Source organism: Streptomyces sp. NPDC043878, assembly GCF_056435735.1.
Map to the genome: position 1 here is coordinate 194,360 of NZ_JBWKDW010000009.1, position 17,246 is coordinate 211,605.

Annotated in this window: 17 protein-coding genes; 5 read left to right on the top strand and 12 right to left on the bottom strand. The window is 71.9% G+C overall.

What is annotated here, in order from left to right; translation table 11 throughout:
- The 6 genes from AC07AZ_RS15300 to clpS all read right to left on the bottom strand — a co-directional run bounded on the left by AC07AZ_RS15300 (position 1) and on the right by clpS (position 3,839).
- Positions 1-279 carry a MoaD/ThiS family protein gene (locus tag AC07AZ_RS15300; RefSeq protein WP_356041201.1) on the bottom strand — a complete coding sequence of 93 codons (279 nt, stop codon included), beginning with the start codon at positions 277-279 and terminating at the stop codon, positions 1-3.
- Between the two features lie 123 nt (positions 280-402).
- Positions 403-498: a putative leader peptide gene (locus AC07AZ_RS15305; protein WP_324612360.1), complete on the bottom strand. Its 96-nt coding sequence runs from the start codon at positions 496-498 to the stop codon at positions 403-405.
- A 79-nt stretch (positions 499-577) separates the two neighbouring features.
- Positions 578-1,000, bottom strand: a complete 423-nt coding sequence (locus AC07AZ_RS15310; protein WP_478847701.1) for a M67 family metallopeptidase — start codon at positions 998-1,000, stop codon at positions 578-580.
- Positions 1,001-1,112: 112 nt separating this feature from the next.
- Positions 1,113-2,564 (bottom strand): amino acid permease, encoded by a 1,452-nt coding sequence (locus tag AC07AZ_RS15315; RefSeq protein WP_478847703.1) that lies wholly within the window; start codon positions 2,562-2,564, stop codon positions 1,113-1,115.
- Positions 2,565-2,906: 342 nt separating this feature from the next.
- Positions 2,907-3,509, bottom strand: coding sequence for a DUF2017 domain-containing protein (locus AC07AZ_RS15320; RefSeq protein WP_478847705.1), 603 nt, complete (start codon positions 3,507-3,509; stop codon positions 2,907-2,909).
- 12 nt (positions 3,510-3,521) lie between these two features.
- A complete protein-coding gene (clpS, locus tag AC07AZ_RS15325; RefSeq protein ID WP_055623360.1) occupies positions 3,522-3,839 on the bottom strand; it encodes an ATP-dependent Clp protease adapter ClpS in 318 nt (105 codons plus the stop codon).
- A 110-nt stretch (positions 3,840-3,949) separates the two neighbouring features.
- Here clpS and AC07AZ_RS15330 point away from each other — a divergent pair, with 110 nt between their 5' ends.
- Together AC07AZ_RS15330 and AC07AZ_RS15335 are read left to right on the top strand one after the other, a co-directional pair.
- Positions 3,950-5,296, top strand: coding sequence for a nicotinate phosphoribosyltransferase (locus AC07AZ_RS15330; protein ID WP_478847708.1), 1,347 nt, complete (start codon positions 3,950-3,952; stop codon positions 5,294-5,296).
- A 138-nt stretch (positions 5,297-5,434) separates the two neighbouring features.
- Positions 5,435-6,019, top strand: a complete 585-nt coding sequence (locus AC07AZ_RS15335; protein ID WP_356041190.1) for a nicotinamidase — start codon at positions 5,435-5,437, stop codon at positions 6,017-6,019.
- 115 nt (positions 6,020-6,134) lie between these two features.
- On the opposite strand, the gene AC07AZ_RS15340 is transcribed toward AC07AZ_RS15335, so the two are convergent.
- A complete protein-coding gene (locus AC07AZ_RS15340; RefSeq protein WP_478847710.1) occupies positions 6,135-6,455 on the bottom strand; it encodes a hypothetical protein in 321 nt (106 codons plus the stop codon).
- 122 nt (positions 6,456-6,577) lie between these two features.
- On the bottom strand, positions 6,578-8,914 hold the full coding sequence (locus AC07AZ_RS15345) for an immune inhibitor A domain-containing protein (RefSeq protein ID WP_478847712.1): 2,337 nt from the start codon (positions 8,912-8,914) through the stop codon (positions 6,578-6,580).
- 411 nt (positions 8,915-9,325) lie between these two features.
- Between AC07AZ_RS15345 and AC07AZ_RS15350 the strand changes: the two genes are divergently transcribed.
- Positions 9,326-9,613: a hypothetical protein gene (locus AC07AZ_RS15350; protein ID WP_478847715.1), complete on the top strand. Its 288-nt coding sequence runs from the start codon at positions 9,326-9,328 to the stop codon at positions 9,611-9,613.
- A gap of 72 nt (positions 9,614-9,685) precedes the next feature.
- On the opposite strand, the gene AC07AZ_RS15355 is transcribed toward AC07AZ_RS15350, so the two are convergent.
- The gene (locus AC07AZ_RS15355; RefSeq protein WP_478847717.1) at positions 9,686-10,456 is read right to left on the bottom strand and encodes an RDD family protein; all 771 of its coding nucleotides are present in this window, start codon (positions 10,454-10,456) and stop codon (positions 9,686-9,688) included.
- Between the two features lie 102 nt (positions 10,457-10,558).
- Positions 10,559-12,262 (bottom strand): RDD family protein, encoded by a 1,704-nt coding sequence (locus tag AC07AZ_RS15360; RefSeq protein ID WP_478847719.1) that lies wholly within the window; start codon positions 12,260-12,262, stop codon positions 10,559-10,561.
- Positions 12,263-12,520: 258 nt separating this feature from the next.
- Between AC07AZ_RS15360 and AC07AZ_RS15365 the strand changes: the two genes are divergently transcribed.
- A complete protein-coding gene (locus tag AC07AZ_RS15365; RefSeq protein ID WP_478847721.1) occupies positions 12,521-12,997 on the top strand; it encodes an SsgA family sporulation/cell division regulator in 477 nt (158 codons plus the stop codon).
- Between the two features lie 34 nt (positions 12,998-13,031).
- Here the strand turns inward: AC07AZ_RS15365 and AC07AZ_RS15370 are convergent, their stop codons facing one another.
- The gene (locus AC07AZ_RS15370; protein WP_478847723.1) at positions 13,032-14,447 is read right to left on the bottom strand and encodes an FAD-binding oxidoreductase; all 1,416 of its coding nucleotides are present in this window, start codon (positions 14,445-14,447) and stop codon (positions 13,032-13,034) included.
- 91 nt (positions 14,448-14,538) lie between these two features.
- Here AC07AZ_RS15370 and AC07AZ_RS15375 point away from each other — a divergent pair, with 91 nt between their 5' ends.
- A complete protein-coding gene (locus AC07AZ_RS15375; RefSeq protein ID WP_478847725.1) occupies positions 14,539-16,008 on the top strand; it encodes a tetratricopeptide repeat protein in 1,470 nt (489 codons plus the stop codon).
- 62 nt (positions 16,009-16,070) lie between these two features.
- Here the strand turns inward: AC07AZ_RS15375 and hppD are convergent, their stop codons facing one another.
- Positions 16,071-17,216 (bottom strand): 4-hydroxyphenylpyruvate dioxygenase, encoded by a 1,146-nt coding sequence (hppD, locus tag AC07AZ_RS15380; protein WP_478847727.1) that lies wholly within the window; start codon positions 17,214-17,216, stop codon positions 16,071-16,073.
- Positions 17,217-17,246 lie beyond the last annotated feature (30 nt).

Below are 17,246 nucleotides of genomic sequence, written 5' to 3' on the forward strand. Positions count from 1 at the left end.
TCAGGCCATGCCGCCGGCCACGGCCGGCAGGATCGTCACGTTGTCGCCGTCGGCGAGCTTGGTGCTGATGCCGTCGAGGAAGCGGACGTCCTCGTCGTTGAGGTAGACGTTGACGAAGCGGCGCAGTTCACCGCCGTCCACGATGCGGGCCTGGATGCCCGTGTGCCGGGTCTCGAGGTCGGCGAAGAGGTCGGCGAGGGTCTCTCCGCTGGCCTCCACCGCCTTCTGGCCGTCGGTGTACTGGCGGAGGATGGTCGGGATGCGGACCTCGATGGCCATGGCTCAGGGCTCCTGTCGGATGGTGTCTGGTCGGTGGGCGCGCGGCGGCGGCACGGGCGCGTGGTCGTGCGCGGAGTGGGGCGGTCGCCGCGGCTCACGGGCCGTACGGCGGCGGGGCCGGCGTCAACAGATGGCGCTGGCGAGCCTGCACAGGTCGACGTGCAGCCGCGCCACGAGCAGCGTGCCCGGCGTCTTCTCGCTCACGTCGTGGGAAACCATGGGCTCATCGTATCGATTCCCCATCCGGCCCCTGGAATGTGATCTCACGCTTCGGACACATTTCATCCGAGGTACGAGATCAGTACGTCTCCACCACCCTGACCTCCTCCTCCGTGACCTCTCCCTCCACGATCCGGAACGAGCGGAACTGGAACGGGCCGGCGTCGTCGGTGTCCGCGGTGGAGACGAGGACGTAGTGGGCGCCGGGTTCGTTGGCGTAGGAGATGTCGGTGCGGGAGGGGTGGGCCTCGGTGGCCGTGTGGGAGTGGTAGACGATCACCGGTTCCTCGTCGCGGTCGTCCATCTCGCGGTAGAGCCTGAGGAGGTCCTGCGAGTCGAACTCGTAGAACGTGGGTGAACGGGCGGCGTTGAGCATCGGGATGAAGCGCTCGGGGCGGTCGGTGCCCGCCGGGCCCGCGACGACCCCGCACGCCTCGTCGGGGTGGTCCGCGCGGGCGTGGGCGACGATCTGGTCGAACAGGGCCTGGGTCAGGGTCAGCATGCTGGTCAGGATAAACAGGGGTGCCGCCGGTGCCGGGGGGTGGTACGCGACCGCCCCGTACCGATGGGCGGTACGGGGCGGCTCGGATGCCGGACGGGTGGTCCGGCGGGTGTCAGCGGACGCTCTCCGGTTCCGGTTCGCGGCGCTCGGCGATCCGCGGGTCGCGGCTCTTGAGGACCGCCCAGCCGATGCCGAGGGCGACGGCCCAGCCGGCCATCACGTAGAGGCAGACGCGGGAGTCGGCGTCGTAGGCGATGAGGCCGGTGACGAAGAGGAGGAACGCGATCGCCACGTAGGAGCACACCGCGCCGCCCGGGGCGGGGAACGACGAGGCGGGCAGCCGGCCGGCCTCGACCGCGCGGCGGTAGAGGACGTGGCTGATCAGGATCATCAGCCAGGTCCAGATGCCCGCCGCGGTGGCCACCGAGGTGACGTAGCCGAACGCCTTCTCCGGGACGACGTAGTTGAGGAGCACGCCGATGCCCATGAAGGCGACGGAGACCGTGATGGCGAGTGCCGGGGTCTTGCTGGCCGACAGCCTGGTGAAGGCGCCCGGGGCCTCGCCGTTGTCCGCGAGGTTGCGCAGCATGCGGCCGGTTGAGTACATGCCCGAGTTGCAGGAGGACAGGGCGGCGGTGAGGACCACGAAGTTGACGATGCCGGCGCCGGCCGGGATGCCGATCCTCGCGAACGCCTCGACGAAGGGGCTGACGCCCGGGGCGAACTCCGTCCACTTCACGACGCACAGGATGACCGTGAGCGCGCCGACGTAGAACAGGGCGATGCGCCAGGGCAGGGTGTTGATCGCCTTCGGCAGCGTCTTCTCGGGGTTCTCGGACTCGCCGGCCGTGACGCCGACCAGTTCGACGGCGAGGTAGGCGAACATGACGCCCTGGAGGGTCATCAGGGACGAGCCGACGCCCTTGGGGAAGAAGCCGTCGAACTGCCAGAGGTTGGCGACGGCGGCCGTGTCACCGGCGGAGCTGAAGCCGAAGGTGAGGACGCCCAGGCCGATCACGATCATGCCGATGAGGGCGGTGACCTTGATCATCGAGGCCCAGAACTCGATCTCGCCGAACACCTTCACGGAGATCAGGTTGGCGACGAACAGGACGACCAGGAAGACCAGGGCCGACACCCACTGCGGGATCGACGGGAACCAGTAGTTGATGTAGATGGCGGCGGCGGTCAGTTCCGCCATGCCGGTGACCACCCACATCAGCCAGTACGTCCAGGCGGTGAAGTAGCCGAAGAACGGGCCGAGGAACTCGCGGGAGTACTCCGCGAAGGAGCCCGACACCGGGCGGTAGAGCAGCAGTTCGCCGAGCGCCCGCATGATGAAGAAGATGATGACGCCGGCGAGGGCGTACATCAGGATGAGGCTGGGGCCCGCCTTGGCGATGTTGGCCCCGGCGTTGAGGAACAGGCCGACGCCGATGGCGCCGCCGATCGCGATCATCTGGACCTGGCGGCTGCCGAGCCCGCGCTCGTACCCCTCTCCGGGGGCGTCGCCGTGCACGGCCTCACTGCCGTCGTGTGCCGTACCGACCTGCGACGAGGTCATGTGTGGTGCGCCTTTCTCCATGCCGGTCCGCGCCAGTCCCGTGGCGTCGGAGCGGATTCCGGTCCCCCCGGACAGGTGGAGCTTCGTGCCTGGCCGGCGGTGACCGGCTCGGTGGCGCACCCGGCCGGGCATGGGTGGTGCCGGCCGGGCGGTCGTGAAGATCTATCACGGCCGCCACGGAGATCACCCGGCGGACGTGTGGCGCGGGTCACGGAGAGAACCGGACAAACGGAGCCGGCGACCGCATAAGCGGCCGGACCGGTGATCTGATCGTTATCCGGATTTGAGCGTCCGCTGAGCGAACACCCGCCGGTGCGCACGCTTCGTCGACAGGGGGTGGAGTCAGGGCATGAGCGTCGAGACGAGCGACTCCTGGAGACCGCCCAGCCACAGGTACGCCATCACCATCGGCTTGCGCGGGTCCTCGTCCGGGAGCCGGTAGAGCAGGTCGGTGTCGTCCTCGTCGCTGATGTCCAGCCGCGAACCGATCGCCAGCCGCAGGTCGTTGAGGGCGCCGAGCCACTGCCTGGACTCCTCCGGCGCCAGCTTCAGCACCGCCCCGCCGCCACCGCCGGAGGTCAGCAGGTCGAGGGAGCGGATCACCGCCAGGGCGCTCTCGCGCTTGCCGGCCCGCAGGTCGTTCTCGGTGTAGCGGCGGAACTCGGAGGAGTGGGCCAGCTGCTCCTCCGCCTCGCGCGGCCCCGGGCTCGCTCCCGGGTCGCCGTAGGCGTCGGGGAACAGGCGGCGCAGCACCGGGTCGGCGGGTGGTTCGCTCGGGCCCTCGGCGAAGAGTTCGGCGAGCGGGTCGTCGCCGGAGTCCTCGGCGGGGCCGGGGCCGATGAGCTCCAGGAGCTGCACGGCCAGCGACCGGATGATGGAGATCTCGACGTCGTCGAGGGCGACGGCCGCGCCGCCGCCGGGGAGCGGTTCGAAGTGTCCTGGCATCAGGGGATATCGCTACTTCCGGTCCTGCTGGAGGGTGGCCCACAGACCGTAGCCGTGCATGGCCTGCACGTCGCGTTCCATCTCCTCGCGGCTGCCGCTGGAGACGACCGCGCGGCCCTTGTGGTGGACGTCGAGCATGAGCTTGGTGGCCTTGTCCTTGCTGTAGCCGAAGTACGTCTGGAAGACGTACGTCACATAGCTCATGAGGTTGACCGGGTCGTTGTGCACGATCGTGACCCACGGGACGTCGGGCTCGGGTACGGCGAAGACCTCCTCCGCCGACTCGGTGCGTTCGATCTCAAGGGGAGCGGGTGACGTCACAGTGCCCATGCTGCCACCGCAGGGGGGTGGTCGCACAAACGGGCTGCGTGCGCCGTCCCGCGAAGGGGCCCCCGAGACAAAATCGTCAGAGTGACGAAATGGGGGTAGGATCCATCGTCATGAACACAGCGGACCTTGGCCTGCCGGTGGACGTTCCCTCGACGGCACTCTTCACGGACCAGTACGAGCTCACCATGCTGCAGGCCGCTCTGAGGGCGGGCACCGCCGAGCGGCACAGCGTGTTCGAGACCTTCACCCGGCGGCTGCCGGACGGGCGCCGCTACGGCGTCGTCGCGGGCACCGGCCGGGTGCTGGACGCTGTGGAGAACTTCCGTTTCGACGCGAACGTCCTCGGCTTCCTGCGCGAGCGGCGGATCGTCGACGAGCAGACCCTCGAATGGCTCGCCTCCTACCGCTTCGGCGGGGACATCTGGGGCTACCCCGAGGGCGAGGTGTACTTCCCGGGCTCGCCGATCCTGCGGGTGGAGGGCACCTTCGCGGAGTGCGTGCTCCTGGAGACCGTGATCCTTTCCATCCTCAACCACGACTCGGCGATCGCCGCCGCCGCCTCCCGGATGTCCTCGGCCGCCGGCGGCCGGCCGCTGATCGAGATGGGCGCCCGGCGCACCCACGAGCTGGCCGCGGTCGCCGCCGCGCGGGCCGCCTACGTCGGCGGCTTCACCACCACCTCCGACCTGGCGGCCGGTTTCCGGTACGGCATCCCGACGGTCGGCACCAGCGCGCACGCCTTCACCCTGCTGCACGACCACGAGCGGGACGCCTTCCAGGCCCAGGTGAACTCGCTGGGCCGGGGCACCACCCTCCTCGTGGACACCTACGACGTCACCGAGGCCGTCCGCGCGGCCGTCGAGGTCGCCGGACCCGAGCTGGGCGCGGTCCGCATCGACTCCGGCGACCTGCTGCTGGTCGCGCACCGGGTACGGCAGCAGCTGGACGAGCTGGGCGCGACCGGTACGAAGATCATCGTGACCTCCGACCTCGACGAGTACGCCATCGCCTCGCTGGCGGCGGCGCCCGTGGACGCGTACGGCGTCGGCACCCAGCTGGTGACCGGCTCCGGCCACCCGACCGCGTCGATGGTCTACAAGCTGGTCGCCCGCGCGGAGACCTCCGACCCGAAGGCGCCGCTGGTGGCGGTGGCGAAGAAGTCCAGCGGCGGCAAGACGTCCGTCGGCGGCCGCAAGTGGGCCGCGCGCCGCCTGGACAGGTACGGGGTGGCGGAGGCGGAGGTCGTCGGCACCGGGCCGGTCCCCGCCGAACTCGCCGACCGGCAACTGCTCGTGGAACTCGTCAAGGGCGGCGAGGTCGTCGCCCGGGAGCCGCTCGACGTGACACGCGAACGGCACGCGGCCGCCCGCGCCAACCTGCCGCTGTCGGCGACCCAGCTCTCGCGCGGGGAACCGGTCCTCCCGACGGAGTACCTACAGGGGCGCTCGGGTAGCTAAGGGGTGTCCTCCCGAACCGGGGTGGCGCAGCCGGTCCCGCCCCCTCCCCTACCGCCCCCGAAGTCAATAGGCTCGGAAGCTCACCGGCCGGGCCCGCACCCCTTCCTCTCCCGACCTCATAGTCGAAGGACACCGACCATGCGCCGCGCCTTGATCGTCGTAGACGTGCAGAACGACTTCTGCGAGGGGGGCAGCCTCGCGGTGACCGGGGGCGCCGACGTGGCGGCCGCCATCACCGAGCTGATCGGGCAGGCGCCCGCCGGCTACCGGCACGTGGTGGCGACCCGCGACCACCACATCGCCCCCGGCGGCCACTTCGCCGACAACCCCGACTACGTCCATTCCTGGCCCGCGCACTGCGTGGCGGGCACCGAGGGTGTCGGCTTCCACCCGAACTTCGCCCCGGCCGTCGCCTCCGGCGCGGTCGACGCCGTCTTCGACAAGGGCGCGTACGCGGCCGCGTACAGCGGTTTCGAGGGGCAGGACGAGAACGGGGTCTCGCTGGGCGACTGGCTGCGGGCCCGGGAGGTCGACGAGGTCGACGTCGTGGGCATCGCGACCGACCACTGCGTGCGGGCCACCGCGCTGGACTCGGTGCGGGAGGGGTTCCGCACGCAGGTCCTCCTCGACCTCACCGCCGGAGTGGCCGAGGACACCACCGGACGCGCCCTGGAGGAACTGCGCGGGGCCGGGGTGGAGCTCTCCGGGAAGCCGGTCGTCTGACCCGTTCCGCGGCCCGAGCCGGGCCGACGGGTCCGACCGGTGCCCGCTGGGCCGACAGCTCCGGCCGGGTGCCCGCGTCACGGGCGTCGGCCGGGCGTCCGGGGTGCCCTGGACGTCAGTGGGTCGCCAGGCGGGCTCCCGACAGGGTGGTGAAGGCCCGCCAGGCGGTCGGTTCGCAGGCGCTGATCTCCCGCCACACCAGACCGTCCGGGTGGTACAGCACCGCGGATATCTCGTCCGGCGTCGGCGGTGCCGCGTTGCCCCGCAGGTAGATCGCGCGCAGCCCCAGATTGCGGAGCCTGGTCAGCGCGCGGGCCCGGTTGACCGCGTGCACCAGCACCCGCACCCCGCTCTCGCCGCCGGGTGCCGGAGTGGGCAGGTTCAGCGCCACCACGACGCTGCCGGTCGGCAGCTTGCAGAAACCTCCTGCGGCCATGCGGTCACACCCCCGTGCGATTCGGTGTCAATAAGAGAGCCACAGGACGCACCTAAACACGATCGGCGGCAACCCGCCAGGGGGTCACCGCCGATGCGCTTCTGACCTGCGAAAACAGGGGTTTACTTCGCGGAAGGTCCGACCTTGAGCGAGATCGTCGAGCCGCTCAGCGACTCCTTGACGACCGTGATCCGGGTGTTGGTGTCAGTGATCTTGACACCCGCGTACGGGTTCGACGCGTCGTAGTACGACGACCTGCCGTCGTCGAAGACCGGGACGCCCGCACGCGCCTTGATCTTCGTCGCGACGTCCGCCTTGTGCAGCGTGATCGCGTCCGTCGGGTACCAGCTGAAGGTGGAGTCGAAGGCCTGGACGCGGTTGCGCATCAGGGTCCCGTCGGCCCACTTCAGCGGGGTCGGGTGCGAGTCGACCGGGAGGATCAGACCCTCACCCGCGTGGGCGCTGGTGTTGTCGTCCGCCTGGGAGGTGTCCCACTTCCAGATGAGCAGACCGTTCTGGTAGGCGTAGTGCTCCACCCAGTCCGGACGGGTCGTGGAGAAGCCGTAGTTGTACGGGCCGACCTTCAGCACCTTGTCGTACGACACGTACTGGCGGTTCTCCGCGATGTAGTACTGGTCGTAGTCGTCCGTGATGGACGTGCCGATGCGGGAGAAGCCGCCGGTCGTCCAGGCCGCGTCCGCGGACTCGGCGTTGTCGGCGAAGACGGTGGCGCCGTCGGCGGTCACCGTGATCTCGTCGGCCGCGAAGCCCTTCTGTGCCACACCGCCGTCGGTCTGGTAGCGGAAGCGCAGGTCGATCTTCTTGCCCGCGTAGGCGTCGAGCGGGTACGTCAGCTTCTGGTAGGCGGCCACCGTGCCGGTGAGGGCGGGCTTGTCGCTGCCGTCACGCGTGATGGGGGTGCCGTCGGCAAGAGTGCCGTCGATCGGCGTCCAGTTGGCGCCGTCGGTGGAGACCTCGGTGTAGAGGTAGTCGTAGCCCTGCTCGATGTCCCACCAGCCGTCGAGCGTGAGGCTCGCGGAGGTCTTGCCGGTCAGGTCGACCGAACGGGACAGGGAGTTGCGCAGGTCGTTGCCGCTGCCGCTCCACCACTGCGTGCTGCCCTGGGCGGGGGCGACCACCTGGGTGGTGACCTCCTTCTTCGGCAACTGGACCACGAGCGCCTGGGCGTTCTTGGTGTTGTACTCCGCCACGCCCAGCGTGTGGTGGGAGCGGGTGCCCGCCTTGGCGGTGTCGTAGTCGAGCCAGCCCAGCTGGAGCTTGTCCCACGCGTTCATGTCGCCGGGCAGGTCGCCGATGGACTCCTTGCCGGTGCCGAGCCAGGAGCCGGACGACATCAGGGTCCAGAAACCGGTGGAGTTCTCGCCGCCCGCCGTGTCGTACTCGTCGGGCAGGCCGAGGTCGTGGCCGTACTCGTGGGCGAAGACGCCCAGGCCGCCGTTCTCCGGCTGGATGGTGTAGTCGCCGACCCAGACGCCCGTGTCACCGATCTGCGTGCCGCCGAGCTTGTTGGTGTCCGGGCCGGTGGCGCCGGCGTCGGTGCCGAAGGCGTACCAGCGGTGGGCCCAGATGGCGTCCTCGCCCTGCGCGCCGCCGCCCGCGGACTCGTCCTCACCGGCGTGCACGATCTGGAAGTGGTCGATGTAGCCGTCGGGCTCGTTGAAGTTGCCGTCGCCGTCGTAGTCGTAGCGGTCCCACTGGTCGAACTGGGCCAGCTCCGTCTTGATCTCTGCGGCGGTGTCACCGGCCGCCTCGCGCTCGGCGACCCAGGCGTTCACGCCGTCCTGGACCGCGTACCAGGCGCCGGTGGAGGCCTTGTTGGAGCCGTAGCGGGCCTCGTTGTAGGGGACCTTGACCCAGTCGGTGACCTCGCCCTCGACCGAGTAGCGGCCCGAGGACTGCTTCTCGTAGTACTTCTTCAGCGACTCGGTGTGCTTGCCGGTGCCGAAGTACAGGTCCTGGAAGTGCGCCTGGTTGTAGTCCGCCCGCCAGGCAGTGCTGTTGTCCTTGGCGCGGTCCGGCGCGGCGATCTGGTTGTGCGCCGGGCCCGCCGTGCCGCCGTAGCGGCTGTCGACCTTGTCGCCGAACTCGACCAGGATCGTGAAGATCTTGTCGGTCTTCTCCCGGCCCAGCTCGACGTACTTGTCCTTGCCCTTGAGCTTCACGACCTTCGAGCCGTTGTGGTCCTTGACGGACGCGGCGCCCGATATGACCTGGTCCAACGCCTCCTGGTGCTGGGCCTCCTGAGTCTTCGTCAGGGGTCCGTCGAGGTCGTGCTTCTTGCTCCTGACCGGCTGCGGATCATGCCGGTCCACCGCGGCGCCCGCCGCGGATCCGCCGTCCGCGGCCTGTGCCACGGCGAACGCAGAGAACGTCGCCGAGGCCGCCGCGAGGGCGACGACCGTCGCTGCCGTTCTGAACGTCCAGGTTCTACCCGTCACTTGATGCCTCCCCTAACGCGCCCGGCCACGCGGAAGGGGGGTCCTGACCAAGGGGGGTCCTGATCAACGAAGGTCCGCGGGCGGTATACGCGTGTAGTCAAGTGACGACATTTGACTACTGGTTTACGAGAAAAGACAGACCTTGACTTGGACAGAACAATTGCATTATTAGGAGGTGGCGTTCGCATTGCGGACACGAGACTGTAACGAACAGGCGCGCGAGAGGGTCCACTTGGTGGACGTCATGACTCCGTGCGCCCCCTGTGCACCGGCACTGTTGGTTAGGTCACGCTTACTGTTCGTTCCCCTCGGGCATGCAGCCGATTAGAGTCGTTTGGCGGAACGCCCCGCATCGGCGGAAAGCCAGGCCGACGACCCCCGTGGACCCCCACTTCCGAGGACACGATTGCCATGCCTCGTCCGACTGCCGCACAGCTCGCCTACGGTTCGTTCACCGTGATCTTCTCGACGCTCGCCATGCTGCTGCTGTCACAGACGAGTTCGGGCGTGGGGATCGCGGTCGTCGCCACCGCGGGGCTCGCCCTCGGGCTCCTGGTCGCCATGACGGTCCCGCTGCCGAAGCAGAGCGCCGCCCGGGCATCGCGGCCCGTCGCGGCCGTGCAGGAGGTCCCGGCACCCCGGCGGGCCCCGGTCGCCGCGGTGGCCTCCGAGCAGGTGCACGAACGCGCCGCGTCCTGAACCCGCCAGGCGCCGGCCTGGTGTCGGCCAACCCGCCCGGCGCTCCCGGTGCCGCCCGGACGGGGTGGTGTGTCAGCCGGTCCTGACGACCACCGTCTTGGCCGCCTTGTCGTGCAGGCCCTGCTTGTAGGGCTTGTCGAAGAAGCTCCAGCCGCCCGCGATCGCGGTCCAGATGCAGGCGCAGCAGAACGCGAACGGGATCCACAGCACCGCCGAGCGGACCAGCGTGGTCTGCACGGAGGGCGTGGCGCCGTCGTCCAGCCTGGCCACCCGCATGCCCAGCCATCTCTTGCCGAGCGTCTGCCCCGACCTGCTGATCATGACCGTGTCGTAGGCGATGTAGAGGACGGCCGCGATCAGGGACTGCGTGAAGGACCTGCCGGCCTCGAAGTCGTTGCTGTCCATCTGGTACGCGCGGACGTTGAACGCCCAGGTCAGCAGCCACACGACGATGCCCACGAGGATCATGTCGATGATCCGCGCGAGCGTGCGCTTGCCGCTGTCCGCGAGCGGCGGCATCCCGGCCAGCGGGTCGGAGGGGTACGGACCACCGCCGTAGGGACCTCCGCCGCCGTAGGGATCACCGCCGCCGGGGCCGCCACCGCCGTAAGGGCCGCCACCGCCGTAGGGACCACCGCCACCCTGACCGCCGCCGTACGGGTCGCCGCCGTGGGGGTCGCCCTGGTAGGGCGGGGGCGGGGCGTCGGACGGGGGGTGCGGGCCCGGTCCGGGAGGGCCGGACGGGGGCTGCTTCCGGAACGGGTCGTCTTGCGGTGGATGCTTCCGGAACGGGTCGTCTTCCGGTGGCTGCTGACCGGAGCCGGGAGGCGGTTCGCTGCTCATGGCCCGAGTCGACCGCGAACCCCCCGCCTCCGCATCCGGCGAGCGGCCGTACGGGGGACCTGCTCACCCGCCGGACCACCAGCCTCCCGCGCCGGGTACGAATCAGCCCGCCACGAACGTGTGCGCCGCCTTGTCGTGCCAGCACTGGTGCCAGGGCCGGTCGAACAGGCCCCACAGGACTCCCACCACCCCCACCAGGAGCAGGCCGGGCACGCTGTAGACCAGCCAGCGGCGCAGGGCCCCGCCGAAGCTCGGGGGCTCGTGGCCCTCGATGTCCCGCACCTCCAGGCCGAGCAGCTTCTTGCCGAGGGTGCGGCCCCATCTGGCCGTGGGCAGCGCCTCGTAGAGCACGCCGAAGACCAGCAGGACGGCGAGGACGGCACCGAGGTACACCGAGGTCGTCCCGTCGAGCAGCCAGACGGTGACGGTCTGGCCGGACAGCTTGGCCGCGTCGATCTTCTCGTTGACGTGGTCGAGGGCCCGGGTGCCGAGCGGTACGGCGGCCCCGGCGGTGACACCGGCCAGCACGACCGTGTCGATCAGCCGGGCCACCAGTCGCCTGCCGAGGCCGGCGGGCCTGGCCGACGCCTGACGCCGCGCGGCTGCCTGGAACACGTCCTCGACCGGCGGCTTCCAGGGCGCGACCGGCTGGTCCTCGCCGGGCGCCCCCGCCAGCCGGTGCACCTGCTGCGCCCAGGACGGCTGGCCGCCACCGGCACCCGCGGCCATCGGGGCGGAGGCGGCCGCCTGCTGAGAGCCGGCGGGCAGGGGGGAGCCGGCGGGCAGGGGGGACCCGGACGGCGGCTGGGACCCGGCGGGCTGCTGGGGTACCACCGGGGCGGCCGCCTGCCGACCCGGCGCGGCGGACGGGGTGGCTGCGGCCGCGGATGATGCGGCAGGGCCGGACGGGCTGACAGGCGCGGACTGGGGACCGGACGCCGGGGCCGTCTGCTGCGGGCCGGAGAGGGCCTGCGGGGCGGGGGGCGCCTGGGCCGCCGCGGCACGGTCGGCAGCGGCCTTCCCGGCGCCGAAGCCGGGCGCCGCTGGGACAGCGGGCGCCGCGGACGCTCCCGCTCCGCCGGCCGCCGCGTCCCCGGTGGCCGGGGCCGGTCCGCCGAAGCCGCCGCCCGGCCCGCCCGCCGGGGCCGAAGGGCCCGCCGTGTGCGTGCCGCCGGGCTGCGCCCCGGGCGCCGGGTGCTGCTGCCCCGCGCGCGGGGAGGGCGCACGGAAGGTGATGGTGCCCTCGTCGGTCAAGGGGCCACCGGGGCCCGGGAGATGAGCGGCCGCGCCGCCCGCCGGGCCGTCACCCTGGCCCGCCGTGGGCCGGCGGAACACGAACGTGCCGTCGGAGGTGCCCGGGGCGGGTGCCGGCGCCGTACCGTCGGCGCGGCCGTCCGGCTGCGCGGGTTCGCCTGCCGGCAGGCGCGGGTCGGGGCCCTGCGGGGAACCCCAGGAGACACGGCGGTCCTGCTCCCCGCCGAAGCCGGCCTGCCGGGACCGGTCGGCGCCCCAGACGGACGCGGGCTCGGGCCCACTGCCGTGCCGGGCGTCGGGGACGGAGGGAGTGACCGGGTCCTCGTCGAAGAAGAACGGGCCCGTCTCCTCGGCCGGCGCGGAAGCGGGCGCGTGCGCCGGTGGTGCGCCGGTCGGTGGCGCGAGCGACCCGCCGTCGGACGGCGCCGGACGGCTGGTGCCCGGCACCCAGGCGGCACCGTTCCAGTACCGGACGTATCCAGGAATGGACGGGTCCGGGTAATACCCTTCGCGGGGCCTGTCGTCGCCGGGTGCCGGGGTTGGGGCGCTCATGTCCGTCGTCCCGTATCTGCTCGGGGGTCGAATGGGGGTGTCCACATCTATCAGACGAGCGCAGGCCCCACCGCCAGTCCGGTAGGACCGGCCCCTTTCCGGGCAACCTCGTACACGTACTTCACACGATCAAGGCCCGCGCGGGACACGGTCGGAGAAAAAGTTCCGCGAACCCGCGTAATGCCCGGGGCCGCGCCCCCTCTCCACTCGTACGGGCCCGCCGCAGGGCCGCCGCCCCGGGTGAGAGGAACGAACGTCATGCACCACACAGTCGTAGAGCGGGAGCTGGAGCTCGGACTCGTCCTGTCGCCCGGGCGCAGCATCCCGGTCCCGGCCCGGCTGGGCTACCGCACCGACGACCCGTACGCCGTCCACGTCACCTTCCACATCGGCACCGACCACCCGGTGAGCTGGACCTTCGCCCGCGAGCTGCTCGTGGAGGGGGTGTTCCGGCCGTCCGGGCACGGGGACGTGCGGGTGTGGCCGACGAAGACGGAGGGGCGCGGGGTCGTCATGATGGCGCTCAGTTCACCCGACGGGGACGCCCTGCTGGAGGCTCCGAGCACCCAGGTGTCGGCCTGGCTGGAGCGCACGCTGCGGGCGGTCCCGCCGGGCTCGGAGGCGGAACGGCTCGGCCTCGACGAGGGCCTGGCCGAACTCCTCGCGCCCACGCCGGCCGACGAGTTGTGGCTGTGCGACCCGTGGCCCTCGGACGAGTCGAAGGACGCGGAGTGACCGGCGCGGAGAGCCGGCGGGGGCGGGGCGGGGGTCAGAACAGCTTGCCCGGGTTCAGGATGCCGAGCGGGTCGAACGCCGTCTTGACCGCCCGCTGCATCTCCAGCCCGACCGGGCCGATCTCGCGCGCCAGCCACTCCTTCTTCAGGACGCCCACGCCGTGTTCGCCGGTGATCGTGCCGCCGAGTTCCAGGCCGAGGGCCATGATCTCGTCGAAGGACTCGCGGGCGCGCCGGGACTCGTCGACGTCCTGGGCGTCGAAGCAGACGGTCGGATGGGTGTTGCCGTCGCCCGCGTGCGCGCACACCCCGATGGTGAGCCCGTACTTCCCGGCGATCCGCTCCACGCCTCGGAGCATGTCCCCGAGCTTCGAGCGGGGCACGCACACGTCGTCGATCATCGTGGTGCCCTTCACCGCCTCCAGCGCTGGCAGCGACAACCGGCGTGCCTGGAGCAGCAGTTCGGACTCCGCCGTGTCCTCGGCCGGTACGACCTGGGTGGCGCCGGCCGCCTCGCACAGCGCGCCGACGGCGGCGAGGTCGGCGGCCGGGTCCGCGGTGTCGAAGGCCGCGAGCAGGAGTGCCTCGGTGGTCTCCGGCAGGCCCATGTGCGCGAGGTCGTTGACCGCCTTGACGGTCGTACGGTCCATCAGTTCGAGGAGGGACGGCACGTGTCCGCCGGCCATGATCCGGCACACGGCGTCGCAGGCGGCGGCCGCGGACGCGAACTCCGCCGCCAGCACCAGCTGCGGGGCCGGCTTGGGCCGCAGCGCCAGGACCGCCCGTACGACGATGCCGAGCGAACCCTCCGAGCCCACGAACAGGCGGGTGAGGTCGTACCCGGCGACGCCCTTGGCGGTGCGGCGGCCGGTCGACATGAGGCGGCCGTCGGCCAGCACCACGTCCAGCCCGAGGACGTACTCCGCGGTGACGCCGTACTTGACGCAGCACAGGCCGCCGGAGGCCGTGCCGATGTTGCCGCCGATCGTGCAGGTCTCCCAGCTGGAGGGGTCCGGCGGGTAGCACAGGCCGTGTGCGTCGACCGCGCGGGAGAGCGCCGCGTTGACCACGCCGGGTTCCACCACGGCGACGCGGTCGACCGGGTTGATCTCCAGGATGCGGTCCATCCGCGTGAGGGACAGCACGACGCAGCCGTCGGAGGCGTTGGCGCCGCCCGACAGGCCGGTGCGGGCGCCCTGCGGGACGACCGGGACGCGCAGCTCGGTGGCGGTGCGCATGACGTGCTGGACCTGGGCGACCGTGCGGGGCAGGACCACCGCGGCCGGGGCGCCGGCCGGGCAGAAGCTCGCCATGTCGTGGGCGTAGGAGGCCGTGACGTCCGGGTCGGTCAGGACGGCCTCGGCGGGCAGGCCGCTCAGCAGCCGGTCGACGAGGGTGCCGGCCGCCTCCGTGTCTTCGTCGGGACGCGCTTGGATACGGCTCATGATCACAGCGTCGCACCCGGGGCCATCGGTGTGAACCCCGTCTGCGCCGACCGCCGTAAGCCGGGAGCGGCCGGCCCGGGGACGCACAGTGATCGCCATGGAGAGCCAACAGGACACCCCTGACCCGGCGGACAGGCCGCGCCCGCGCGTCGGCCGGCGGGTCCTGCTCACCTCCGTCGCCGCGGGCGCCCTGCTCGTCGGGGGCCTGCTGCTGCCCTGGGGAACGGCGCACCGGCCGGCTCCCGCACCGGCTCCGGGGGCGCAGGCGCTGACCGCGGTCGCCGGCGGGGTACCGGCCGCGCTGCCCGGCCTCGCGGAGCTGATCGGCGAACGCGAGGCGAGGGTGCGGGCCCGGCCGAAGGACGCCCGGTCGTGGGCGGTGCTCGGGGCGGCGTACGTGGAGCAGGGCCGGCGGACCGCCGACGCCGCCGCCTGCTACCCGCGGGCCGAGCGGGCGCTGCGCACCTCGCTGAAGGTGCGCGCCCGGGACAACGCGGAGGCGCTGGAGGGCATGGCGGCCCTGGCGAACGCGCGCCGGGACTTCCCCGCGGCGCTGGCCTGGGGCGAGGCCGCGCTGAAGCAGGACCGCACGCGGTGGACGACGTATCCGCAGCTGCTCGACGCGTACACCGGTCTCGGCGACTACAAGGCGGCCGGGCGGACCCTGGACAGGCTGCTGGAGCTGCGGTCCGGGCCGGCCGTGCTGGCGCGGGCCGCGGCCGTCTACGCCGACCGGGGCCGGCGGGAGGACGCGGCGGCCGCGCTGTCCGACGCGGCGGCCGCCGCGCACTCCCCCGCCGAGCAGGCGACGTGGCTGGAGCGTGCCGGGCAGCTCGCCTGGGAGCGCGGTGACCGGGAGGATGCGTTGCGGCACTTCCGGGCGGCGGTGCGGCTGGACCCCGACGAGCGGGCCGCGCAGGCCGGGGAGGCCCGGACGCTGGTGGCGCTGGGGCGGACGACGGAGGCGCTGAACGCCTACCGGGCGGCCCTGGCCAAGCAGCCGCTGCCGCAGTACGCGCTGGAGCTCGGCGAGTTGTACGAGTCGCTGGGGCTCGGGGAGGCGGCGCGGGTGCAGTACGACCTGCTGCGCGAACGGGTGCGGGACGCGGCCGCGGGCGGGGTGGACGACGCACTGGTGCTGGGCCGGTTCGAGGCGGACCACGGCGACCCGTGGGCCGCGGTGCGGCGGCTGCGCGCGGAGTGGCGGCGCCAGCCCGGGATCGCGGTGGCCGACGCGCTGGGCTGGGCCCTGCACCGGGCCGGTGAGGACCAGGAGTCGCTGAGGTTCGCCACCGCGGCGACGGACAAGGCGCACGGGGGCGCCGTGCGCAGCGCCCTGTACGCCTTCCACCGGGGCATGATCGAGCGGCAGTCGGGGCTGAGCTGGCCGGCGCGGCGGCATCTGGAGGAGGCGCTGCGGATCAACCCGTACTTCTCGCCCCTGGACGCCCCCCGGGCGCGGGAGGCGCTGCGGGCCCTGGGTGAACCCCCGGCGGTCCCCCCGCCCTCCGGGGAGGAGGACGAAGGGTCCGACGACACCGGGGAGCGGGGCGGTCCGCGGTCCTAGGCCGGGCGCGGTCGACGGTCCCAGGCCGGGCGGGCAGGCGGTCTGGCGGTCTGGCGGACGGCCTAGAGGTTGCCGCGGCGCTCCTGCTCCCGCTCGATCGCCTCGAACAGGGCCTTGAAGTTGCCCTTGCCGAAGCCCATCGAGCCGTGCCGCTCGATGATCTCGAAGAAGACGGTCGGCCGGTCCTGGACCGGCTTGGTGAAGATCTGCAGCAGGTAGCCGTCCTCGTCGCGGTCGGCCAGGATCTTCAGCTCGCGCAGCGTGTCCACGGGGACGCGGGTGTCGCCGACCCACTCGCCGAGGGTGTCGTAGTACGAGTCGGGGGTGTCGAGGAACTGGACGCCGGCCGCGCGCATCGTCCGTACCGTCTGCACGATGTCGTTGCTGTTCAGCGCGATGTGCTGGACGCCCGCGCCGCCGTAGAACTCCAGGTACTCGTCGATCTGGGACTTCTTCTTGGCGATGGCGGGCTCGTTGATCGGGAACTTGACCTTGAGCGTGCCGTCCGCGACGACCTTCGACATCAGGGCGCTGTACTCGGTCGCGATGTCGTCGCCCACGAACTCCTTCATGTTCGTGAAGCCCATGACCTTGTTGTAGAAGCCGACCCACTCGTTCATCCGGCCGAGTTCGACGTTGCCGACGCAGTGGTCGACGGCCTGGAAGGTGCGGTGGGCGGGCGGCTCCACGATCGGGGCGGCGGGGGTGTAGCCGGGGAGGTAGGGGCCGTCGTAGCCGGTCCGCTCCACCAGCGTGTGGCGGGTCTTGCCGTACGTCGCGATGGCGGCGAGGACGACCGTGCCGTGCTCGTCCTTCACCTCGTACGGCTCCGCGAGCGAGCGGGCGCCGTGCTCGACGGCGTAGGCGTGGGCGGCGCGCGCGTCCGGGACCTCGATGGCGAGGTCGACGACACCGTCGCCGTGCTCGGCCACGTGCTCGGTGAGGAAGGTGCCCCAGGGGGTGGCGGCCTTGATGACGGACGTGAACACGAAGCGGGCGGAGCCGTTCGTGAGGACGTACGAGGCGGTCTCGCGGTTGCCGTTCTCCGGTCCGGAGTAGGCGACCAGCCGCATGCCGAAGGCGGTGGAGTAGTAGTGCGCGGCCTGCTTGGCGTTGCCCACGGCGAAGACGACCGCGTCCATTCCCTTGACCGGGAAGGGGTCGGCCTGCCGGGCGGTGTCGGGAGTGTGGTGTGTGGTCTGCGTCATGTCCGCAGCCTCGCCCTCCCGCGCAAGGTG